The following is a 20,375-nucleotide window of genomic DNA, read 5'->3' as shown; positions in this document are numbered from 1 at the left end:
TTTTAGGCTCTTATAAATGGATTGTTAGCTTTCTCAAAACCTATAGTGGTGGTTGGCCCATGTCCAGGATATATAGTGATGTCGTCAGGGAGTATATAAATCTTTTCCTTGATGTTTTTTAATAGTAATTCGTGATTACCGCCTGGTAAATCTGTTCTCCCTATACTGTTTTTAAATAGTACATCGCCACCTATAAGGAATTTATTTTTTGCGCTATAAAAACATAAATGTGCAGGGGAATGACCCGGAGCAAATATTAATTGTAGCTCATGATTTCCTATTTTTATCACTCCTTCTGCTGGTAAGAAGGATTCGCCGATAGGTGAGACTTCATATCTAAAACCCATCTGTGGTGCGTAATTTTGAACTTCAATTAATATGGGTAGTTCACCTTCATGAAACTGAGGATAAAGTCCGTACTGGTCGAAAATGAACCTATTACCTAATACATGATCAACATGGCAATGAGTATTAAGTAAAATTTGGGGATTTAGACCATTTGACGCAATAAAGTCGGATATGACCTTTTCATCAGAAGGTCCATACATACCAGGGTCGACAATAGCACAGTTTTTTTCCTCATCATAGATGATGTATGTGTTTTCTTGATATGGATTAAAAGTAAAAGTCTTGATTTGCAACATAATTTTCAAAATCGAATGTATTTCTAATGCATTTGAATCGCACTATATTTTCAGTTGTAAAATAGATAATATCTGTTGGTTATAGTATTTTTTTTCTATAAAAAGTCAAGATATATCGGGTGTAATTATATTTTATTCCAAATTTCCCAATTTTTTTCAGCTTGTAATTCAAGCATTTCAAGACCATTTTTGATTTTGGCACCATTGATTTTTCCTTTTTTAAGGAACATTGTTTCAGCAGGATTATAAACGAGGTCATACAATAAGTGGCGCTCACCTATGAAATGATATGGTAGCTGTGGAGCCTCTTCGATATTGGGAAAGGTACCCACGGGAGAACAATTGATAATAATCAAATATTCATTCAATATTTCAGCTGTAAGTTCGCCATATGTTAAATTTTGTACCGTTTTTGTTCTACTGACAAATTTGTATTCGATATTCAATGTGTTTAATGCATATTCAACAGCTTTTGCTGCTCCACCATTTCCTAGTATAAGTGCTTTTTTATGATGATTCTCTAATAAGGGTCTCAATGATTCTGTAAAACCATATACATCGGTGTTAAAGCCCTTTAAAAATGGTCCATCTGCTTGATGTTTTATTTGAATACAGTTTACCGCTTGGATGGCATTTGCTTCGGCAGACAGCTCATTTAGATAGCTCAATACATTGATCTTATGAGGTATGGTTACATTAACGCCATAGAAATCTTTATTGTTAAACAATTTTTCAAATTCACGAATATCCTCCATACTATATAGATCATAATTTACATTTGTAATGCCTTCTTTTGTAAATTTCTCTAAGTAATATTTTTTAGAGAAGGAGTGTCCAAGTGGATAACCAATAAGTCCTAATTTTTTCATTTATTTAGGGGAGTATTTTTTTATTATTTCAGAAATAATGTGATTTCCTTGCAGTTGGGGAAGATAATCGAAAAGGATATAATGTTTGTCCGGATCTGTTGCGAGTCCCAATTCAAGGTATATGATTGCATCATTATATTTACCATTTGCAAATAAGTAAGCAACCATTCTAAAATAGAGCTCCGCTGCTTCGGGATTATTCGTGATAGCTTCGGCTATAATTTCGATTGCCTGATCGACTTTATCTTGTTCAAAGAAAATTGAAGAATAATCTAACCACGCATCAATATCCAAGGGGTTCAACTCGACAACTTTGGCATATGCTTCTTCAGCTAGCTCAATTTGCTTTAGCTTGTAACGAGCATCAGCTATTGCGAACCAAAAATCTGGGTTTGAGTCATCCAGTTCTAATGCTTTTTTGTAAAAATGCAAAGATTCAAAATGACGTTCTTCAAAGTCTAAGGTAACGCCAATGCCAAACCAAGCATCTGCTAAATCCCCATCCATTTTAACAGCTTTTTTATAAAAGACGCGAGCTTCTTCCATCTGCTCCAGTTTTTCCAAGCATTCACCAATGGCACAATAAGTGTCGGCGCTTGGTTTCTCGTATTCGAACGTCTGTTTATAGACATCGAGTGCTTCTTGGTAGCGATCTAGATTAACTAATGCATTACCTTTATTGAAATATGCTGAAGAAAAATTCTCCTTAATTAGAATAGCGTAGTCGTAAGCATCAATTGCCTCAGGGTACTTAGATAACTTGTGGTATGCATTGCCAAGATTGTACCATGCATAATAGGAATAGGGCTCAGAATCGATGTATTTTTTGTAAAACGCTACGCTTTCCTCTTGTCTATCTAATATATCGTAACAGTAGGCCAGTTCATACAGCGCCTCTTGATTTTCCATATTTAATTCAAGCGCTTTTTTCAAATAGTAAATCGCCTTTTCAAAATCGGCTTCACCTTGATATACTACACTGATATGGAAATAAATTTCGTCTTTATTGTCTGATACAGCCAAAGCTTGAAATAGCTGATCTTTTGCTTCGTCAAATTGCCCTCTAGCACCATATACACCACCGCGAATAAAGAAGATATCACCTTCCGATGGCTCTAATAGTTCTGCTTTTGATAAGGCGTCTAGTGCTTTATCAAATTGCTGTGTTGCTGAATATAATTGTGCTTGTTTGAGTAAAAATGTTATGTCAAAAGGGTGTTGATTCATTGCGTATTCGGCCACTTGCAATGCTTTTATAGGGTCATTTTTCTCAATATAATAGTCTATAATGCCTTCGAAAGCTTTAGAATCAAAGAAGTATTGGTCTTCATTCCTTATCATTTCTTCATAGCGATCAACTGAGTTTTTTCTTTCCTCAGGAGATTCAAAATCAAATTCCTCTTCCATCATCCTTGTATAATCTATCAATAAACTCAACTAAGCTGAAAATAGTGATTTTTAATAACTATGTCTAATTAATTTACTAACAAAATTAATTTTCATTTAACAAAGATACGGATTAAAGTATGCAAAATAAAAAAGCCGATTCTTACGAATCGGCTTTCAATATTATTATAGCTTAGCTATACTTATTTTTTGATCTCAACACGACGGTTTTGAACACGACCTTCTTCAGTTGCATTGGATGCTACTGGATTAGCCTCACCGTAACCGTTAGCAGTGATTTTTGAAGAAGCAACACCAGCGTTAACTAAGTATTGTTTTACTGCATTAGCACGGTCTTTAGATAAAGAAACGTTGTAAGCTTCAGTACCTTCAGCAGATGCATAACCATCTAAAGTGATAGATGAATTGTTATCACGTACTTCTTTAGCAACTTTGTCTAAAGTAGAGTATGATTGAGTTTTCAATACTGAACTATCAAATTCAAATTGAATTGGAGCTACATAACCTGTAGATGAGTTATCAGTGAAAGAAGTAGGCTCAGGGAATTTGATTTGACGACCAGATCCATCAACTACTGCACCTGCAGGAGAGTTAGGCTCTTTGTCATATCTATCAGAAACACCATCACCATCAGTATCCGTATTTAAAGCGCTAACAGTACCTTCTAAAGTAGATACACGTTGTTTTAATGCTTCAACTTCGTTACGTAAAGATGGATCTTTCAATTCATCATACATGGTTGCAACAGGGTTAGCAAAAGTCAAGTTTTGTTTGTCTCTTGAACCTAAAGTGAATTCTAAACCACCGTATACATTTGAGAAACGTTGTTTAGCATCACCTTGTCTGTTTGGTCCGTATAATAAACCTTCGTCAGTGAAGTTCATTGTGTAACCTAAGTTTAATGCAACAACTTCAGATAATTTGAATTTAGCACCAACACCAACTGGAACATACATACCTAAACGGTAATCTTTGTCACCAGTGTATACACGGTCACCACCAACTACACCTTCTTCACCCCAGCTACCTTTTTTATTAAATACTTCTCCACCGCCGAATTCGTTATTAGCGAATTGAACAGGGTTATAAGCCATAACACCTAAACCAACTTTAGCGTAGAAATTAACTGCATTTTCTCTTCTTAAGAAATCGATAGTACCTAATTGGAATACACCATTTAAGCTAGCTGCCCAGTTTACTTCTGTTTCTACAGATTTTGCACCAAAGCTATTTTCTACAGCATTGTTTTTGTTAAATGTTTTGATTTTACCACGGTTAGCTTCAACTTCTAAACCAAATAAGTGAGAAAATTGTTTACGAACTGTTAATCCGTAGTACTCACCTACTTTGTTTTGGAAGTATCCAACTTTCTGACCGAAAGCGTTACTACCACCGATCAAAGCGTTAGGCGTAGTGATACCACCTTGCACACCGATTGACCAAGTTCTGTATTGTGATCTTCCACCAAATACAGTTTGAGCTTGTGCTACATCAGCGAAGCCTAAAGCGGCAACTAAGGAAGCAGCAACAGCTGTTTTTTTAATTGTAGAATAGTTCATACTCTTGTTTTAAGGTTATTATTAAATTTTAATTGTTCTAGTTTTGTATGCAATTGTTTAAAATGCAATCACGGTTTGAAATAATCAAACACCGTGCCGAAATTAAAAATGGATCAATTGTTTTAATTCATATTATAATATAAACTCTTTTTTCTTGCTTTTATTGCAAAGCAGTAAAACAAAAATCCGGACGAATGTACCAAATTTTTGTTTTACTTTATGTTTTTTTTAGAAAAAAATGTTAATTATTACAATATGTAGTGTATAATAAACAATGTAATCGCTCCAAGTAATGCTGAAACAGGAATTGTTAATACCCAAGCCCATAGTAAACTGATGGTAACACCCCACCGTACAGCAGATACTCTTTTAACAACACCAACACCTATAATTGAACCGGTAATGGTATGTGTAGTAGAAGCTGGGATACCGAAGTGCTCTGTAAGACCTAAGGTCAAAGCACCAGCAGTCTCTGCAGCAACACCTTCCAATGGTGTTACTTTCGTAATCTTGGTACCCATCGTTTTAACAATTTTCCAACCACCACTCATCGTCCCTAATGAAATCGCTAAATAACAAGTTAACGGAATCCACTCTGGCATGTGCTCGGTATTCGGTAAATAACCACCTGCCACCATCGCCACTAAGATAATACCCATTACTTTTTGTGCATCGTTACCACCATGAGCAAAACTTAATGCAGCGGATGATACCAATTGTAAAATTTTAAACCATTTTGCTGCAACAGCAGGTCTGGAGTTTTTAGCTATATTAATAATGATGAGGGTAAGTATAATGGATATAACCATCCCTATAATGGGGGCGAGTACAATGAATGCAATAATTTTTAATGTTGCATCAATGTTAATGGCATGTATTGGATCTCCACCTACGATAAAAGCATATGCCATTCCAGAACCTGCAAATCCACCAATCAGTGTATGTGAAGAGCTTGAAGGAACGCCGTAGTACCATGTGAAAAGGTTCCAGCTAATTGCAGCTAAAAGGCCTGCAAAAATAACTTCCAATGTAATATATTCCTCTAATACAGTTTTTGCGACTGTATTCGCGACTTTATGGTCGGTGAAGTAAAAATAAGCAGCGAAATTGAAAATCGCAGCCCATAAAACCGCCATAAAAGGAGTTAATACTTTTGTTGAAACAACAGTAGCAATTGAGTTGGCAGCATCATGAAAACCATTAATGTAGTCAAAAGCAATCGCTAGTATAATTACAACAATTAATAATGTTGACATCATAATATGAATGTGTTAATATGTTAAATGCGCAATTATGCGTTTTTAACCAAGATGCTCTCTAATACGTTTGCTACGTCTTCACATTTATCTGTAGCGTCTTCCATTGCAGACAATACTTCTTTGTGTTTGATCAATGTAATAGCATCTTTTTCAAACTCGAATAAATCAGCTACGGCTTTGTCAAAGATATAGTCAGCTTTATTTTCAACGCTATTAATGCGAACACAAGCATCTGTGATATTACGGATGTTTTTTAGATCCTTCAATTCAAAAATTGCTTTTGCGACATGATCTGTAGCCTCAACAATTAAATCAGCCATTTCAATCATTGGCTCTGTCGCTTTTTGGACTTTATACAGATCCATTTTGTTTGAAGCGCCATTAATAAAATCAGCAACATCATCCAGTGAACTTGCTAATGCATGAATATCTTCACGATCAAACGGGGTAATGAAGTTTTTACCTAATTCTAAATGAATTTGATGGGTGATATTATCACCTTTATGTTCTAAATCTTCAATTTTACGAACAATTTCTTTACGTTTTTCAGAGTCGCTTGCATTAACGGCTTCTTTTAGTAACAGAGACATCTCAATCAAGTTACTACCTGCTTGTTCAAATAAAGGAAAAAACTTTTTATCCTTAGGAATGAAATATTGAAAAATGCTATTTAATGACATATCATTATTAATTATTTTTTGCGAAATTACTAAGTTAATGTTAAGTTAATGTTAAGCTTTTGGTAATGTTAAGTTTTTATTTGTTAACATTAGAGTTGAGAAACCTTTTCTAATGTAAATCCAAATGTTGTCCCTATACCTTCTGTGCTTCTCACATTGACATTTTGTTGATGTGCTTCAATGATGTGCTTGACTATGGATAAACCAAGTCCAGATCCACCAATACCCCTTGAACGGCTCTTGTCAATTCTGAAAAAACGCTCAAAGACACGATTTAAATTTTTCTCTTCAATTCCATAACCATCATCTGTTATTTCAATTAAAACTTGCTCAAATAAGGAGAAGATTCGGATTTGACTTTTACCTCCACTTTTTCCATATTTAAGAGAATTTTCAATTAAATTGACAAGAACCTGACTTATTTTATACTTATCGGCTTTGACCCAATACGAGCTACCAGGTTTGATTTTTAGTTGAATCTCTATATTATGAGCGATTGCTTTATCATCCAACGATTCTTTAGTGTCTCTAATGAGTTCAACAATATCAAATTTCTCAATATTCAAAACCATTTTTCCAGATTCTAATTTTGATATTTCGTCTAAATCTTGAATGAGGTAATTAAGGCGATCTACATTTTTAGATGCTTTATTCAAAAATGTTGTTGCCATTTCCAAATCCTCTTCCATAAGGCCGTCTTTTAGCGTCTCGATATAGCCTTGTATTGAAAAGAGTGGTGTTTTGAATTCATGTGAAACATTGGATAAAAATTCTCTACGGAATTTTTCCTGTGATTTAAGTTGCTCAATTTCTGTTCTTTTTGCTATTGCCCAGGCCTTAACTTCTTTTTCTGCATCGCCTATAGGATCTGCCGTAACATGCTCGCCTAACGCATCCTTTAAATCTTTCCCCAACTTTAAGTTATGTATCAATTTGTACATCGTATTGATTCTTTTATAGATGTAACGTTCGAATACAAAATTGAACATAAGAAAACTGACAAGGCTTGATATTATAAAGATAATTAGAAATGATTTCCAATTAGCATGGTAGTAGAAGCTGACTGCAGAGATTGCTAGCCCCACCGCTAGAGAACAGTTTAAAACCAGTTGTCTAAAATTCATATATGTATAAAAAAGGCTTTAGTATTTTACTAAAGCCTAAGTTAGTTATTCCTTATTAATAAATTATTAAAACTTTCCGATGATTGTTTTTCCACCAGTTACTGTGTCTCCGATATTGACATTGATCTGTGTACCAATCGGTAAGAACAAATCTACACGAGATCCAAATTTTATAAATCCAAATTCCGAACCCTGCGTAACATTGTCATTTTCTTTCACATACCATACAATACGACGCGCAAGTGCGCCAGCAATTTGTCTGAAAAGAACCTCAGTGCCATTCGCGTTTTTGACCACTACTGTTGTTCTTTCATTTTCTGTTGAAGATTTTGGATGCCATGCAACTAGAAATTTTCCAGGGTGGTACTTGAAGTAGCTGACAATCCCACTAATTGGATTACGATTTACGTGTACATTGATTGGTGACATGAATATCGAAACCTGAAGCCTTCTTTCGTGGAAATACTCATTTTCTTCAGTTTCTTCAATAACCACAACTTTTCCATCAGCAGGACATAGAATAGTTCCTTCTTGTATAACAATATTTTTTGTTGGACTTCGGAAAAACTGGACTATTGTTATGAAAAGAAACCCTGAAAGGATATAAATAATCCATTTAATAACGTTAGGAGCATCATAATAGTCTGCAACTGCATTTGCAACTAATATTACTAACACAGTAATAGCCAAACTTGTATATCCCTCTTTGTGAAATTTCATGCCTATAATTTTTTTGCAAATATAATCAAATAGTCTTATTGTCCTTTTTCTCGATGAATTATTATTGGTAAGACGGTTATTTTCCCCTCAGAATTCTTATACATTTTACCTGTTACTGTAAGTATATCAGCTACAGGGACACCATTTTCTAATGAGGGATAGTAAAAGGTAATGTCCTTCAGTAAAGGTGCGAGCACCTTATTAATGTAATCTGATGAGGTCATTTTGATATAATTTATTTTTGAGGGTCTTCCAGATTTATCCAATTTAATCTGGTATTCAAAACTATCTTCAGTAAATCCATCTGCATTCATACGGCTCATCGTATTTGTTAAATCCATACCAATAAACATGTTAAAATCAGAGAAATCGTCAAAACTACAGGTTTTGAATGTGAGTGATTCCGCCCTGAAAAAATTATCGTAAGGTATTATTCCAAATTTGCTTCTCCTGTAGGAACTGTCAGAATAATAATCGTTTCCAACTAAGAGTTTTCCGTTTTGATAATTTTCTAAAGCAAGCAATATTTCTTTTTGTCCTTTGTTATAACCAAATATTTGCCACTTTTCTTCTTGTCTGCCATTTTTAATTTTTCCTTTTGCAACATAGAATTCAAAACCATATTCGTTAAAACCTTCAAATGGAATTGGAAATGAGTAGGTTCCCTCTCCATCTTTTATTTTTTGTGTGCCATTAGGAAGCCAATAATCCTGTATCAAGATGATACTATCTGTATATAATAGGGTCAGGGCTACTTGATCATTAGGGTAACGATGGGTTACTTCTCCTTTTGGTATATCATTCATAAAGTTTGCGGACCATTTTAAATCGCCGTTAGCATGGTAGGCTTGAAAAAGACCTTCTTTTACCCCATTCTTGTAGACACCCTCTAAAATCATTCGCCCATTATTATTAAAGTCTTTAAATGGGCCATCAAATTTTTGCGTTTTTGGGTTTAAAGTTGCTACTCGTTCTATCGATTTAAACTCACAAGATTTGTCCGATAGATAATAATTCTTGTCGAAAAAGAATCGAAAAGTATTATTATCTATTTTTTCATAATAGGTTGCTTTTTCTTGTCCATAAACAACGTTTACAAATAAGATAAAGGATATTAATATGAACAGAAATTTTCTCATAATTCTCGTTTATACTGTTTTATTAATGTGCTTCAAGCCAGTTTTTGCCTTGACCAATTTCTACTACCAAAGGAATCTCAGTCTTTATTGCAGACGTCATTTTATCCTGAATGATTTTTTTGAAGATATCAATCTCGTTTTCAGGAACGTCAAAGACCAGCTCATCATGTACTTGCATGATCATCTTACCAGCTAATCCCTGGTCTTTAATTTCTTTTTGAATACCAAGCATCGCGATCTTAATCAAATCAGCAGCTGACCCCTGTATTGGCGCATTAATAGCATTGCGTTCTGCAAAACCTCGAACTGTCATATTTGCCGAGTTGATATCCCTTAAATAACGTCGTCTTTTAAGGATTGTTTCGACATAACCGTTTTCCTTTGCAAAATCTAATACTTCGCCCATATATTTTTTAATACCTACATATTGATTGAAATATTGGTCAATAATTTCTGCAGCTTCTTTACGGGGAATCGCTAAACTTTGTGAGAGTCCGAAGGCAGATTGTCCATAGATAATACCAAAGTTTACAGCTTTTGCATTTCTACGTTGATCCGATGTTACTTCTTCTAAGTCTAAGCCATATACTCTTGCTGCTGTCGCACGATGGATGTCATGGCCAGAAATAAATGCCTCCATCATATTGGGGTCCTTGCTCAGTTCGGCAATGAGACGTAATTCAATCTGGGAGTAATCGGCAGAAAGTATAACATTGTTTTCGTGACGAGGGATAAATGCTTTTCTAACTTCACGACCACGTTCTGTTCGAATTGGAATGTTCTGTAAATTGGGATTAGTTGAACTTAATCGACCAGTAGCGGCTACGGCTTGGTTATAAGAGGTGTGAATTAGTCCAGTTTCTGGATTGATCAATTCGGGTAAAGCATCTACATAAGTAGATTTTAACTTTTGAAGCTGTCTAAAACTTAATATATCCTGTACAATATCTGATTTATAAGCTAAAGCCAACAAGACATCTTCTCCTGTTTTGTACTGTCCTGTTTTCGTCTTTTTTGCCTTTGGGTCTAATTTTAATTTATCAAAGAGTACTTCTCCCAGTTGTTTAGGGGAAGCGATATTGAAATTTACCCCAGCCTTTTCGTAAATGGTCTGTTCCAATTGACGGATGTCTATTTCCAGATTTTTTGAAAATTGTTGTAAAGCATCAATATCAATTCGGACACCATTTCTTTCTATTTCCGCTAGTATATAGATCAGTGGGAATTCAACCTCATTCGCTAAGTTGAAAGTATTTGTTTCGAGTAATAAAGGGGTGAAAATCTCTTTAAGTTGCAATGTAATATCTGCATCTTCAGCAGCATACTCTTTTATTATTTCAAGATCAACATCTCGCATGTTACCTTGTTTCTTTCCTTTAGCACCTATAAGTTCTGTTATAGAGAGTGGTTTATAGTTTAGGTAGTTTTCAGATAAAACGTCCATGCCATGTCTTGTATCTGGGTCGATTAGATAATGAGCGAGCATCGTATCAAAGAGGGGACCCTTCACTGATACTTGATATCTAGCGAGCAGTAAGATATCATACTTTATATTTTGACCAACTTTTTCTATCTGTTCATCTTCCAATACAGATTTGAAGATAGATACTACTTCTTGTGCTTCTTGACGATCTTTTGGAGTTGGGACATAATACGCTTTTCCTTTTTCGAATGAAAATGAAAGACCTACTATATCTGCAAGATTTGCATCTAATCCTGTTGCTTCGGTGTCAAAACAGAAGCTGCTAAGTGATGCTAATTGATTCGCTAATGCTTCTTGCTCGGTCCTTGTATTCACGAGCATGTATTCATGCGGAGTATTCTCCAAACTATTTACAGGGCCAGTATAGGACAATTCTTCCTTCGTATCAGATTCCGGGGGTAATGAAAACAGATCCATTTGTCCATTAGAGTTTTTTGGATTATCAGCTATTGCGGTCGTTTCTCCAAAAACACGCTTACCTAGTGTTCTGAATTCTAATTCAATAAATAAAGGTTCTAAGATTTCTTTATTGGGCTCTTCAATGATTAACTTTTCTTCTTCGAGCTCAACAGGAACATCCAATAGTATTGTGGCTAATTTTTTAGAAATTAAACCTTGCTCCGCATAATTTTCTACATTTTCCCTTTGTTTGCCTTTTAATTTATCGGCATTAGCAATGATGTTTTCCATTGAGCCAAATTCTTGAATCAATTTTTTAGCTGTCTTTTCGCCAATTCCAGGTATTCCTGGTATATTGTCAACAGCATCACCCCACAGGCCTAATATATCGATGACTTGATTGACATCTTCTACTTCCCATTTTTCAAGAATTTCTTTTACACCCTGTATTTCTGCACCATTTCCCATACGAGCCGGTTTGTAGATATAAATATTTTCAGACACGAGCTGTCCAAAATCTTTATCGGGCGTCATACAGTATACCGTAAATCCTTTGCTTTCTGCTTTTTTAGCTAATGTTCCTATGATATCATCAGCCTCATAACCATCCAAGGTAATGATGGGGATATTAAAGCCAGAAATCAATTTGAAAATATAGGGTATAGCAGCCGAAAGATCTTCAGGCATTTTTTCACGGTGAGCCTTGTACGCCTCAAACTCAATGTGACGCGCTGTTGGAGCTTCGGTGTCAAAAACTACAGCTAAATGGGATGGTTTTTGATTTTTTAGTATCTCCAACAAAGTATTGGTAAATCCCATTATTGCACCAGTATTCAAACCATTTGAAGTAATACGGGGTGTTTTGCTTAATGCAAAGTAGGCTCTATAAATAAGGGCCATTCCATCTAGAAGAAATAGTTTTTTAGTATATGTGTTTAAGTCATTCATTTTTAAGTAATTAAAGTTTTATTGATGTTGTAAGATACCCAACTAGATACCCTAGTTGTCCCTTTTTGCTTTTAAGCTATCTTCTAGTGCCTTGCCTCGTACCTTATCTCTTGCACTTTCTTTTGTACTTATTTTTGTACTTTTAGGCGTAGGTGTATCATCTTTTTTTAGAATGTTTGAATATATCCTATCAGCAATTTTAATCTCATCTTGTGCATTACTGTATTCTTTTATCACCTCTTTTGCTATTGTAGATGAATTGGTGATATTATATTTAGATAATGTATCCTCAATTATTTTAAAAACAGATAGGCTTTTTTGGGCTTCATAATGATATTCTAAATGCTGATAATCTATATAAATTTCTCTAACTGATTCTTTGAAATTAGTAATAAGGAGTGATAAATATAATTCATCCTCATTTCTATCCTTTATATCTTTTTCTTTTATCTGTATTATTAGACTATCTAAGTATTCTAAAATTAAAAGATAATCTTCATTTATCAAGTTATATACTAATTTATTAAGTTCATCTTTATTAAGATATTTTGATATTAAAAATAAATGAGCTGATGGGGCTAAAAGATTATGTATTACTTTTTTCATTACACAAATATAATGACATTATACTGTTAGAGCGCCATCTTGGCGCTTCATATTTAATTCAATTTGCCATATTTAATGTCAGACAGGTAAAAGATACAGATATGCATATCACCGCATCTTTATTAATTTAATTGCTTAAAATCAATTATTTACAATGAAGTTAGGATAAAAAAATTAATATATTAGTATTCTAACTGCGTATTATTATTGTGTTTGTAGATGTATAATGAAATATAGTTGTAATTAATGCCATGTTATTTTAATATTTATAACCCAATTTGTTGCTATTTTTTAAGGGGATATTTATACTATCTGCTTGTTATTTACATTTTGAATCTTAAATCATTATATATAAAAAAAGCTCCTTAAGTAGGAGCTTATAATTTTTTATAATGATGTTTTCTATTTCTTTTTAAAATAACCTACATCTTTACTGTCTCCATTATCTTCAGTGATTAGAACTAAGTAATTGTCTTCAAAAAAATAAGATGTTTTCTTAAAATCCCCACCTTGCTGAATAGTAAACGTCTGATTTACGGAGTTATAAGTGCCAATCGCAACTTCACTTTCCCCATCAGCAACGAATACGATACGAAAAGATTTATCAGCTAATAATGTCATTTCCCCGTTTATCTTTTCCGTGCTAATGTCTCGCTTTACTATCTTTCCTTTTTCATAATGGTTCGTGCCAGTTTTTTCTAACCTATACGTTCCAATTAATGGATTTGAATCTTCTTTACTGTCACTGCTCTTAGAGCATGCAAAGACGGACATTAAAAGAGATATAATAAAGATGTATTTAATTGATTTCATTTTTTAAATTTTAATGGAATATTTTATTTTAATCCTGATTTCGATACATATTAATTAATTTTCAGTGTTTTGACATATTCTTTACCTCGATAAGTATATTTAATGCTAAAATACGGCTTATATGTATAATCAAATTTAATTCCTTGAATCGTCATAGAACCACCAATTGGTTTTATGTTGGTTTTCTTTACCAATACATCATTCCCATCAAAAATACTTAATTCACAATTACTTACATTGTCCACAAAATGAATATAAGGCTTTATTAAAAGTTCACATGTTCCCGTTATATAACCATTATTGCTTTTATAATTTATATTTTGTAAATCTAACTCAATTAGTTCATTTGGGCTTTGAATTACAAAGACCTCAACAATTTTAAAGATATCAGGATTGCTTTGTGACGATACTTTTATTTTGGTAGCTCCTTTCGCAATTCCACTAATTATTCCATCCTCTCCAATGGATGCTATTCTCGCATCCGAACTTTCCCAAATTAATTTAGGATTTTCAGGATTCTCGGGAGTGATTTTAACCTCAATTGGCTCTTTGTCACCTACCATAACTGTATAAAAATTACTATAAGTAAAAATCTGCTCTACAGCTACTAAACTTACATCAAGTCTGTAAACGGCAGACTTGCTACCGCTTTCAGAAGTAGCTGTTATTTCAGCTATCCCTTTTTTATATGTCGTCACTAGACCATCTTGGCTGACTGTAGCGACATTATGATTGTTTGACTCCCATTTTACCTTTTTATTCGTTGCATTTTCTGGAAATACCTTCACTGTTAATTGAACTTTAGAACTGATAATAGCTTTACCACTTTGAGATTCAAAACGAATATCGTTTACAACAATAATATTTTCTTTTTCGCCATCTTCTACAGGAGTTTTTTCCTTTGAACAACCGACGAACGTTGAAAACATAACAAGAACGAAAAACTTAAAAATAATTGATTTTAACATTTTAAAAAAGGATTAATTTAATGACGTAGTTTCTTTTCAGTACAAAAATAGGGATTTTAATCCCTTTCAGCAAGTGCATGTATTTCTTTTCTTGTATAGATGTCTAAAGATAGAAAGCATAAGCGTAACGAGCATGGAATTAATGTTTTATCCAAAAATATCCGTAAGCATAGAAAGTTGAAAGGTTGGACGATACAACAACTTGCAGACAAACTAGACCTAGACTATTCGCAAATCAGCAGGATGGAACGAGGCATAGTTAACTCAAACGTATCTATCATATTCAATATCGCTAATATATTGGAGATAAAAGCTAAGGAACTTCTGGATGAAGATGACGTCTAATTATAGAAGTATATACTCTCTTACTTTAGACCACTACATTTTTTCAATGGTAAAAGTAAAAACTTTACCCAATAAAAAAGCCCCTATATTAAGGGGCTGATAACAATGTAGTTGTAGTATTTAGGCAATTTTTTTATGTGTAATAGGTAAGTGAGGCAATAAGTTAAGTACTTATTCTACATTATTTGTGTTTAACCAATACTGAATATCTTCTAAAGAATCTAAATCACCATCTATGAATATTCTTTTGCTATCCTTATCAATATTTGTATCCCAAGTTATAATATCTAAATCTTTGTGATTAACATCTTTTGTGAGGTAATGGATAACATTAACTGTGTTCTTTTTTGTAGCCGTATTTACTCGTATCTTTTTTGTTTTTCCTATACCTAAATTCCAATATTTTGTTAGATATGATGTCCAGTACTCTTTACTAGTATTGGTAATATTAATTGCTATATGAGCATGCCAATTACCTTTAATACTTTTTTCGAAGGTGACAACATAATAATCTATTAGACCAACACCTTTATATTTAATATTATCTAAGTAATTGTTAACACATTGTTGCACAAATTCTAATGTGCTATCTTTTTGATTTTGTATATAATCTTGTTGTATTAAATAGTCATAATCATTTATTGTAAAAAATATCTCTTTATTGGTGAACCTTATTTGTTTTAGTGTAAGTGTAGTAAAATAATTGAATTGGTAATGTGTTGATAAGAAGTTAGCTAATATCCAACTAAGTTTTTTGTTATTGATTTGGGATAACGATTTATCTATATCTTTCTTATACTGTTTTCTATTATTGTTATAATGCTTTAATCTACTCTTATTTGTACTGATTCTTTTAGCTTCTTTAGCCTCATCTAAGGTATTATATTTCTTACTTTTCCCTATATTAAGTTTACTGTTAAAAATGCATAAGCCGTACTGATACATACCTCTATAACCTTTAGCGTATAGCGTATTTGTTTTTGTATTTATATCATTAATAGTAACAATACAATTATCTTTACTTTTGTTTATTGTATTACTGTGTAGCATGTTTATTCCATATATTTTACTACTTAATTTCCTACTTATATTTCTTGTTATTTTTACCATCTATTTATTAATAATTTTTGTTACATCTTTATTTCTTACATAGTTTTTTTATACTGATAGAATCAAGTAGCAAATGCTAATGACCCTATTGTATGTTATTTTAATTGTTTTTTAGCTTGTATTGTGGCATAAGCTTGCAAGATAAAATGTAGTGTAAGAAGTGTTTTTTACCAAGTTTGAAATTCAAACTATTTTATAACTTACTGATATATAGTCGTATTGTTTTAGCCTAATTGTCTGAAATTAATCTTTTATGATGTTATTTATTCAATTATGAATATTTGAGTATTGGGATATACTTTATTGATATTATTATTGTTGTGATATTCTAATGTATAGAAGCATAAATAAGGCTATAGGTCAGCTTTTTAAAGTATTTAAATATAAGCGTAACATAAGTTGTAGGCTCAGGAAATAAGGGCTTAAAAAGGGTTAGTATGGCTATGAAAAAAATTATAGAAAATTTTTATGAGCGATTCAGTAATGTAGCCCTTACATGTGTGGGCGTAATAGCGTTCCAGGGGGATTAAGTAGGGGGATACCTAGTGTAAGGGGGTAAAAAAAGCCCTTAATTAGGGCTAAATGTGGTAGTTAAATACTAATAAAAGGGAGTTATTACAAGGTTTTATAGTTTATAAACTATCCCATATTTCTTTAGATATTGTTGCTTCATACTCTCGACTATATTTTTTTAAAATATCTGTGTTACTGTGTCCAGTTATTTTAATAATTTGTTCATCTGTAAGCATAAATTTCTTACTATCACCACCATCTTTATAAAATCTATAACCATTTGCTTTGAACCCGTACAAGGTATGATTAGGCGTGAATATATCTTTATCAGTTGTTTGCAACTTTCTAAATTCATCATAATGATGGGAAATAGTGTAAGATGGTAATTTGTATTTTCCGAACATTTGAATATTGTAACTGTCTTTATTTTTTTTATTCTTAATCATATTATTGTATCCAAACCAGTAATCATTTTGTTGCGTTTGGTGCAACCTTACATAATCTTTAATGTCTGTTAAAATGTTTTTGGATATTCTAATTGTTAACTTTTTGGATGTCTTTATTTTGGATGATGGGATATTAATTATCCCTTGCTCTAAGTCAAAATCTTTAAATTGTAATTGTGTAATGGTGTCCATCCTGTGTAGCGTGTAAAATATTACTTTAGCCATAAAACCTAGATAATATTTGTGCTCTGTCAGTATGTTAAATACTTTGTAAACATCTGCAAATAGTGCGTGCTTAGTGATGTCATCATCCTGAAATCTGTCTAACCTACTTATTACATTTTCATCTTGTTTTAGTACTGCTAAATACTTGATTAGATATTTCGAATAAAAGTTGGATAGTACAGTTAAATAGTAATTAGCTCTGGTGTTGGATAACTTTTGTTTTTCATTTACCAAATCTTCTATTAAGTAGATATCTACTTTTTTTAGTGATACATTTTGTTGATTGGTATCATTCAAATATTTTATTATTTCATTCACTACAGATTGGTAAGCTTCCAAACTACTAGCTTTTACCTTATTACTTTTCCATTTTATGAAATTATTTAGATATTTAGTAAAAAGAATGTCTTTTGCATCCTCTACGAATACACCTCTGTTAACATCAAATTCAACATCATTTAGCATATCTTGTAATTCTCTTACAAGTTCATTCCCTCTTTTTAGTCTTGCTTTTAAGACTGTTGTTTTGTCATTCACAACACCATTAATAACATAGGGCTTTTCATTCAAATCATATGTTTTTTGATAGATTTTAGGCTCATTTAAATTATTTTTATACTTAAAACAAATATACCATTTTTTGCTGACTGGATTGGTAGTCTTTAAATATACGTTCCCTATGCCTTGTAACCTATTTTTTTCTAACATTTCTCTTATATTTTATGTGTCTGCCTAGATACCCAACTAGATACCCTAGTGCCAATTTTTAACCCTTTTTATAAAACACAATATGCGTTTAAATAGCATTAAAGGTATTTCAAAGGTGCAAAATATTATATTATAAAAGAAATAGTTTTTTCACGAATTCTAATTTTAAGGTAACTCTTACAAAGGTAATAAAAACGATAAACCTTAAGTTTAATAAATTTTTCCGATTTTTGTAAGATGAAATATGCACAAAAGGAATTTATATGAGAGGATTAGTGACCAAATCTACGGGTAGTTGGTATCAAGTATTGGGCGAAGATAACCAACGCTATGATTGTCGTATAAAAGGAAAATTTCGAACTAAGGGGATCAAGAGTACAAATCCTATTGCTGTTGGAGATTGGGTACATTTTGAAGTAGAGCCAGACCTTGAAAGTGCTGTTATCAATACCTTGGAGCCAAGACGTAATTATATTATCCGTAAGTCTGTAAACCTTTCGAAGCAGACGCAAATTATTGGGGCTAACCTGGATCAGGCATTTCTAGTTGTTACATTGGCTTCGCCACCGACTTCCCTTGGCTTTATCGACCGTTTCTTGGTCACAACGGAAGCCTATAGTATTCCTGCTGTTTTGATTTTCAATAAATTAGATTTGTTTAGTGATGAGGGACTTGCTATTTTACAAGACTATAAAGGAGTATACGAACGTATAGGATATCCCTGCTATGAAGTATCAGCTCTACATGGCATTAATATCGAGCTGCTAAAAGATTTACTAAAAAACAAAACCACCCTAATTTCAGGCCATTCAGGTGTCGGCAAGTCTACCTTAATCAATGCTATTGTGCCCGAATATGCTGTTAAAACTGGTGATATTTCAGATTGGTCTGATAAGGGAAAGCATACCACCACATTTGCGGAAATGTATGATTTACCGTTTGGCGGAAAATTGATTGATACTCCAGGTATTCGGGAATTGGGGATTGTTGATATTGAGAAACAAGAATTATCACATTACTTTCCTGAAATGCGCGCCCTGATGAATCAGTGTAGATTTGATAATTGTAGGCATATCAGTGAACCTGGTTGTGTTGTTTTGGAAGCTGTTGAAGAAGGTACTATTGAATCATCTCGTTACGATAGCTATCTCAGTATCTATCATAATGAAAATAATCGGATGTAACATGATTCTTTCCAGTAAATCATGCAAAATGGGTAATACCCTTTAACGAACTAGGAGGGTTTGGGCTGAGGGATAATAAAAAAAAAGCTGAATAACAGCGTATACGAATATTCCGGACCTGAAGTGATGTTTCACTCAATTTTTACTAAAATTGAGTGAAATGCTGCGCTAAAATGCGGAAATAATTTTCTGTAAATCTACAGTTTCATAGTTAGATACAACTTCTGGTGCCAAATGGAAAAATATGATACTATTTTGCTTTCCATCAAGCGCCTTGCTTATAAATTTTGCTGTTGCGACCAATTGTTCGTTAGGAACGAATTCATGTCTAATAACATCTCCTTTTTTTAGATTGTCTTTTCCTAGATCTTGCTTTAAAATATATAAGTCTGTTTTTGGGTTTTTAATAAACAAAGATTTATCATTTAAATCGTGGCGACTGAAATGATTGGATATTCCGATATATTTTTGGTCACGAAAGGCTACATATCTATCGAATAAAGGTAAAACAATGTCCAGTTGTAGGGGATAGTTTTTTAATGTGCTACTTAGATAAGTTGTTAAATCTTGCTGATTTAAAATCGAGTTATGATTGCCAAATTGATTTATGTTTCCGGTATTATAACACAGCAATGTTGCTTTTTTTACTGGAGGTATCCCATTGGATTGAATATCCTTTATCTGCTGGAGTCTTAATGTCGCAGTTACTGTAACCTCATTTAATTCAGGAACACTTTGTAAATATTCGAGTAGGTAAAAGAACTTATCACGAGAATTTGTAGTCCAGTCACAATCCAACTGCAATTCTTTAAAGAAATCTTGACCACCCTGTTTGATCTTATCAGTAATAAATGGAACTATTTTATGAGCAAGACCTCTTATTTGTAAACTATCCAGTTCGGTAAATATCCGCTGTTGAATGGTTACCACAGGTATGATTTCTTGATTATGGTCTACGGTCTGTTCGAAAGACACTGGAGATAATAAAACGGGCTCTATTCCTTTGTCTTTAAAATCAATATTCATAAAACGAACAAATAACAAATTGGCTTTTAGTTCCCCTACTAATTTTTGAGATACAGTGTCCGGTTTATAAATCGAATTCAAATAATAGAAACCGATATCATGTTTTTTGTTTTGACAAGAAATGAGTAATATTATGCTCAGTGATATACCGAATAGCAATTTTATTTTTGTTGATAACATGGACTTCGAAATAAGGAAAA

Annotated in this window: 18 protein-coding genes; 2 read left to right on the top strand and 16 right to left on the bottom strand. The window is 33.0% G+C overall.

Annotation, left to right across the window (positions count from 1 at the left end; all coding sequences use genetic code 11):
* Positions 1 to 2: 2 nt before the first annotated feature.
* From KO02_RS22550 to KO02_RS22490, 13 genes are all read right to left on the bottom strand, one after another.
* Complete coding sequence (locus KO02_RS22550; protein WP_038701868.1) at positions 3 to 644, bottom strand: MBL fold metallo-hydrolase; 642 nt, start codon at positions 642 to 644, stop codon at positions 3 to 5.
* 125 nt (positions 645 to 769) lie between these two features.
* Positions 770 to 1,513, bottom strand: a complete 744-nt coding sequence (locus tag KO02_RS22545; protein WP_038701866.1) for a shikimate dehydrogenase family protein — start codon at positions 1,511 to 1,513, stop codon at positions 770 to 772.
* Positions 1,514 to 2,920 carry a tetratricopeptide repeat protein gene (locus KO02_RS22540; protein ID WP_038703227.1) on the bottom strand — a complete coding sequence of 469 codons (1,407 nt, stop codon included), beginning with the start codon at positions 2,918 to 2,920 and terminating at the stop codon, positions 1,514 to 1,516.
* Positions 2,921 to 3,102: 182 nt separating this feature from the next.
* Entirely contained in the window at positions 3,103 to 4,479 is a 1,377-nt protein-coding gene (locus KO02_RS22535) for an OmpA family protein (RefSeq protein WP_038701864.1), read from the bottom strand.
* A 248-nt stretch (positions 4,480 to 4,727) separates the two neighbouring features.
* The gene (locus KO02_RS22530; protein WP_038701862.1) at positions 4,728 to 5,738 is read right to left on the bottom strand and encodes an inorganic phosphate transporter; all 1,011 of its coding nucleotides are present in this window, start codon (positions 5,736 to 5,738) and stop codon (positions 4,728 to 4,730) included.
* 32 nt (positions 5,739 to 5,770) lie between these two features.
* On the bottom strand, positions 5,771 to 6,418 hold the full coding sequence (locus tag KO02_RS22525; protein ID WP_038701860.1) for a DUF47 domain-containing protein: 648 nt from the start codon (positions 6,416 to 6,418) through the stop codon (positions 5,771 to 5,773).
* An 89-nt stretch (positions 6,419 to 6,507) separates the two neighbouring features.
* Positions 6,508 to 7,542, bottom strand: a complete 1,035-nt coding sequence (locus tag KO02_RS22520; RefSeq protein ID WP_038701858.1) for a sensor histidine kinase — start codon at positions 7,540 to 7,542, stop codon at positions 6,508 to 6,510.
* 66 nt (positions 7,543 to 7,608) lie between these two features.
* Complete coding sequence (locus KO02_RS22515) at positions 7,609 to 8,262, bottom strand: phosphatidylserine decarboxylase family protein (RefSeq protein WP_038701856.1); 654 nt, start codon at positions 8,260 to 8,262, stop codon at positions 7,609 to 7,611.
* 35 nt (positions 8,263 to 8,297) lie between these two features.
* Positions 8,298 to 9,401 carry a toxin-antitoxin system YwqK family antitoxin gene (locus KO02_RS22510; protein WP_038701854.1) on the bottom strand — a complete coding sequence of 368 codons (1,104 nt, stop codon included), beginning with the start codon at positions 9,399 to 9,401 and terminating at the stop codon, positions 8,298 to 8,300.
* 22 nt (positions 9,402 to 9,423) lie between these two features.
* On the bottom strand, positions 9,424 to 12,231 hold the full coding sequence (gene polA, locus KO02_RS22505; protein ID WP_038701853.1) for a DNA polymerase I: 2,808 nt from the start codon (positions 12,229 to 12,231) through the stop codon (positions 9,424 to 9,426).
* A 51-nt stretch (positions 12,232 to 12,282) separates the two neighbouring features.
* On the bottom strand, positions 12,283 to 12,837 hold the full coding sequence (locus KO02_RS22500; protein ID WP_038701852.1) for a hypothetical protein: 555 nt from the start codon (positions 12,835 to 12,837) through the stop codon (positions 12,283 to 12,285).
* 402 nt (positions 12,838 to 13,239) lie between these two features.
* Positions 13,240 to 13,650, bottom strand: a complete 411-nt coding sequence (locus tag KO02_RS22495; RefSeq protein WP_144243395.1) for a hypothetical protein — start codon at positions 13,648 to 13,650, stop codon at positions 13,240 to 13,242.
* Positions 13,651 to 13,700: 50 nt separating this feature from the next.
* A complete protein-coding gene (locus KO02_RS22490; protein WP_038701850.1) occupies positions 13,701 to 14,618 on the bottom strand; it encodes an Ig-like domain-containing protein in 918 nt (305 codons plus the stop codon).
* A gap of 99 nt (positions 14,619 to 14,717) precedes the next feature.
* Between KO02_RS22490 and KO02_RS22485 the strand changes: the two genes are divergently transcribed.
* Entirely contained in the window at positions 14,718 to 14,963 is a 246-nt protein-coding gene (locus KO02_RS22485) for a helix-turn-helix domain-containing protein (protein ID WP_038701848.1), read from the top strand.
* 171 nt (positions 14,964 to 15,134) lie between these two features.
* On the opposite strand, the gene KO02_RS22480 is transcribed toward KO02_RS22485, so the two are convergent.
* Together KO02_RS22480 and KO02_RS22475 are read right to left on the bottom strand one after the other, a co-directional pair.
* Complete coding sequence (locus tag KO02_RS22480) at positions 15,135 to 16,073, bottom strand: hypothetical protein (RefSeq protein WP_038701846.1); 939 nt, start codon at positions 16,071 to 16,073, stop codon at positions 15,135 to 15,137.
* A gap of 632 nt (positions 16,074 to 16,705) precedes the next feature.
* Positions 16,706 to 17,965, bottom strand: coding sequence for a site-specific integrase (locus tag KO02_RS22475; RefSeq protein ID WP_038701844.1), 1,260 nt, complete (start codon positions 17,963 to 17,965; stop codon positions 16,706 to 16,708).
* 263 nt (positions 17,966 to 18,228) lie between these two features.
* Between KO02_RS22475 and rsgA the strand changes: the two genes are divergently transcribed.
* On the top strand, positions 18,229 to 19,149 hold the full coding sequence (gene rsgA, locus KO02_RS22470) for a ribosome small subunit-dependent GTPase A (RefSeq protein ID WP_038701842.1): 921 nt from the start codon (positions 18,229 to 18,231) through the stop codon (positions 19,147 to 19,149).
* A 168-nt stretch (positions 19,150 to 19,317) separates the two neighbouring features.
* Here rsgA and KO02_RS22465 read toward each other — a convergent pair whose 3' ends face one another.
* Positions 19,318 to 20,355, bottom strand: coding sequence for a hypothetical protein (locus KO02_RS22465; RefSeq protein ID WP_038701840.1), 1,038 nt, complete (start codon positions 20,353 to 20,355; stop codon positions 19,318 to 19,320).
* Positions 20,356 to 20,375 lie beyond the last annotated feature (20 nt).

The sequence above is a fragment of the Sphingobacterium sp. ML3W genome (assembly GCF_000747525.1).
Lineage (GTDB): Bacteria > Bacteroidota > Bacteroidia > Sphingobacteriales > Sphingobacteriaceae > Sphingobacterium.
This window is presented reverse-complemented; position numbering and strand designations above follow the sequence as displayed.

Bases quoted from the DNA above. Each gene is read 5' to 3' on its own strand.
- KO02_RS22475 (WP_038701844.1), bottom strand. From the start codon at position 17,965: ATGTTAGAAAAAAATAGGTTACAAGGCATAGGGAACGTATATTTAAAG.
- KO02_RS22500 (WP_038701852.1), bottom strand. From the start codon at position 12,837: ATGAAAAAAGTAATACATAATCTTTTAGCCCCATCAGCTCATTTATTT.
- KO02_RS22490 (WP_038701850.1), bottom strand. From the start codon at position 14,618: ATGTTAAAATCAATTATTTTTAAGTTTTTCGTTCTTGTTATGTTTTCA.
- KO02_RS22465 (WP_038701840.1), bottom strand. From the start codon at position 20,355: ATGTTATCAACAAAAATAAAATTGCTATTCGGTATATCACTGAGCATA.
- KO02_RS22495 (WP_144243395.1), bottom strand. From the start codon at position 13,650: ATGAAATCAATTAAATACATCTTTATTATATCTCTTTTAATGTCCGTC.
- KO02_RS22480 (WP_038701846.1), bottom strand. From the start codon at position 16,073: ATGGTAAAAATAACAAGAAATATAAGTAGGAAATTAAGTAGTAAAATA.
- KO02_RS22550 (WP_038701868.1), bottom strand. From the start codon at position 644: ATGTTGCAAATCAAGACTTTTACTTTTAATCCATATCAAGAAAACACA.
- KO02_RS22520 (WP_038701858.1), bottom strand. From the start codon at position 7,542: ATGAATTTTAGACAACTGGTTTTAAACTGTTCTCTAGCGGTGGGGCTA.
- KO02_RS22540 (WP_038703227.1), bottom strand. From the start codon at position 2,920: ATGGAAGAGGAATTTGATTTTGAATCTCCTGAGGAAAGAAAAAACTCA.
- KO02_RS22545 (WP_038701866.1), bottom strand. From the start codon at position 1,513: ATGAAAAAATTAGGACTTATTGGTTATCCACTTGGACACTCCTTCTCT.
- KO02_RS22485 (WP_038701848.1), top strand. From the start codon at position 14,718: ATGTCTAAAGATAGAAAGCATAAGCGTAACGAGCATGGAATTAATGTT.
- KO02_RS22515 (WP_038701856.1), bottom strand. From the start codon at position 8,262: ATGAAATTTCACAAAGAGGGATATACAAGTTTGGCTATTACTGTGTTA.
- KO02_RS22530 (WP_038701862.1), bottom strand. From the start codon at position 5,738: ATGATGTCAACATTATTAATTGTTGTAATTATACTAGCGATTGCTTTT.
- rsgA (WP_038701842.1), top strand. From the start codon at position 18,229: ATGAGAGGATTAGTGACCAAATCTACGGGTAGTTGGTATCAAGTATTG.
- KO02_RS22510 (WP_038701854.1), bottom strand. From the start codon at position 9,401: ATGAGAAAATTTCTGTTCATATTAATATCCTTTATCTTATTTGTAAAC.
- KO02_RS22525 (WP_038701860.1), bottom strand. From the start codon at position 6,418: ATGTCATTAAATAGCATTTTTCAATATTTCATTCCTAAGGATAAAAAG.
- polA (WP_038701853.1), bottom strand. From the start codon at position 12,231: ATGAATGACTTAAACACATATACTAAAAAACTATTTCTTCTAGATGGA.
- KO02_RS22535 (WP_038701864.1), bottom strand. From the start codon at position 4,479: ATGAACTATTCTACAATTAAAAAAACAGCTGTTGCTGCTTCCTTAGTT.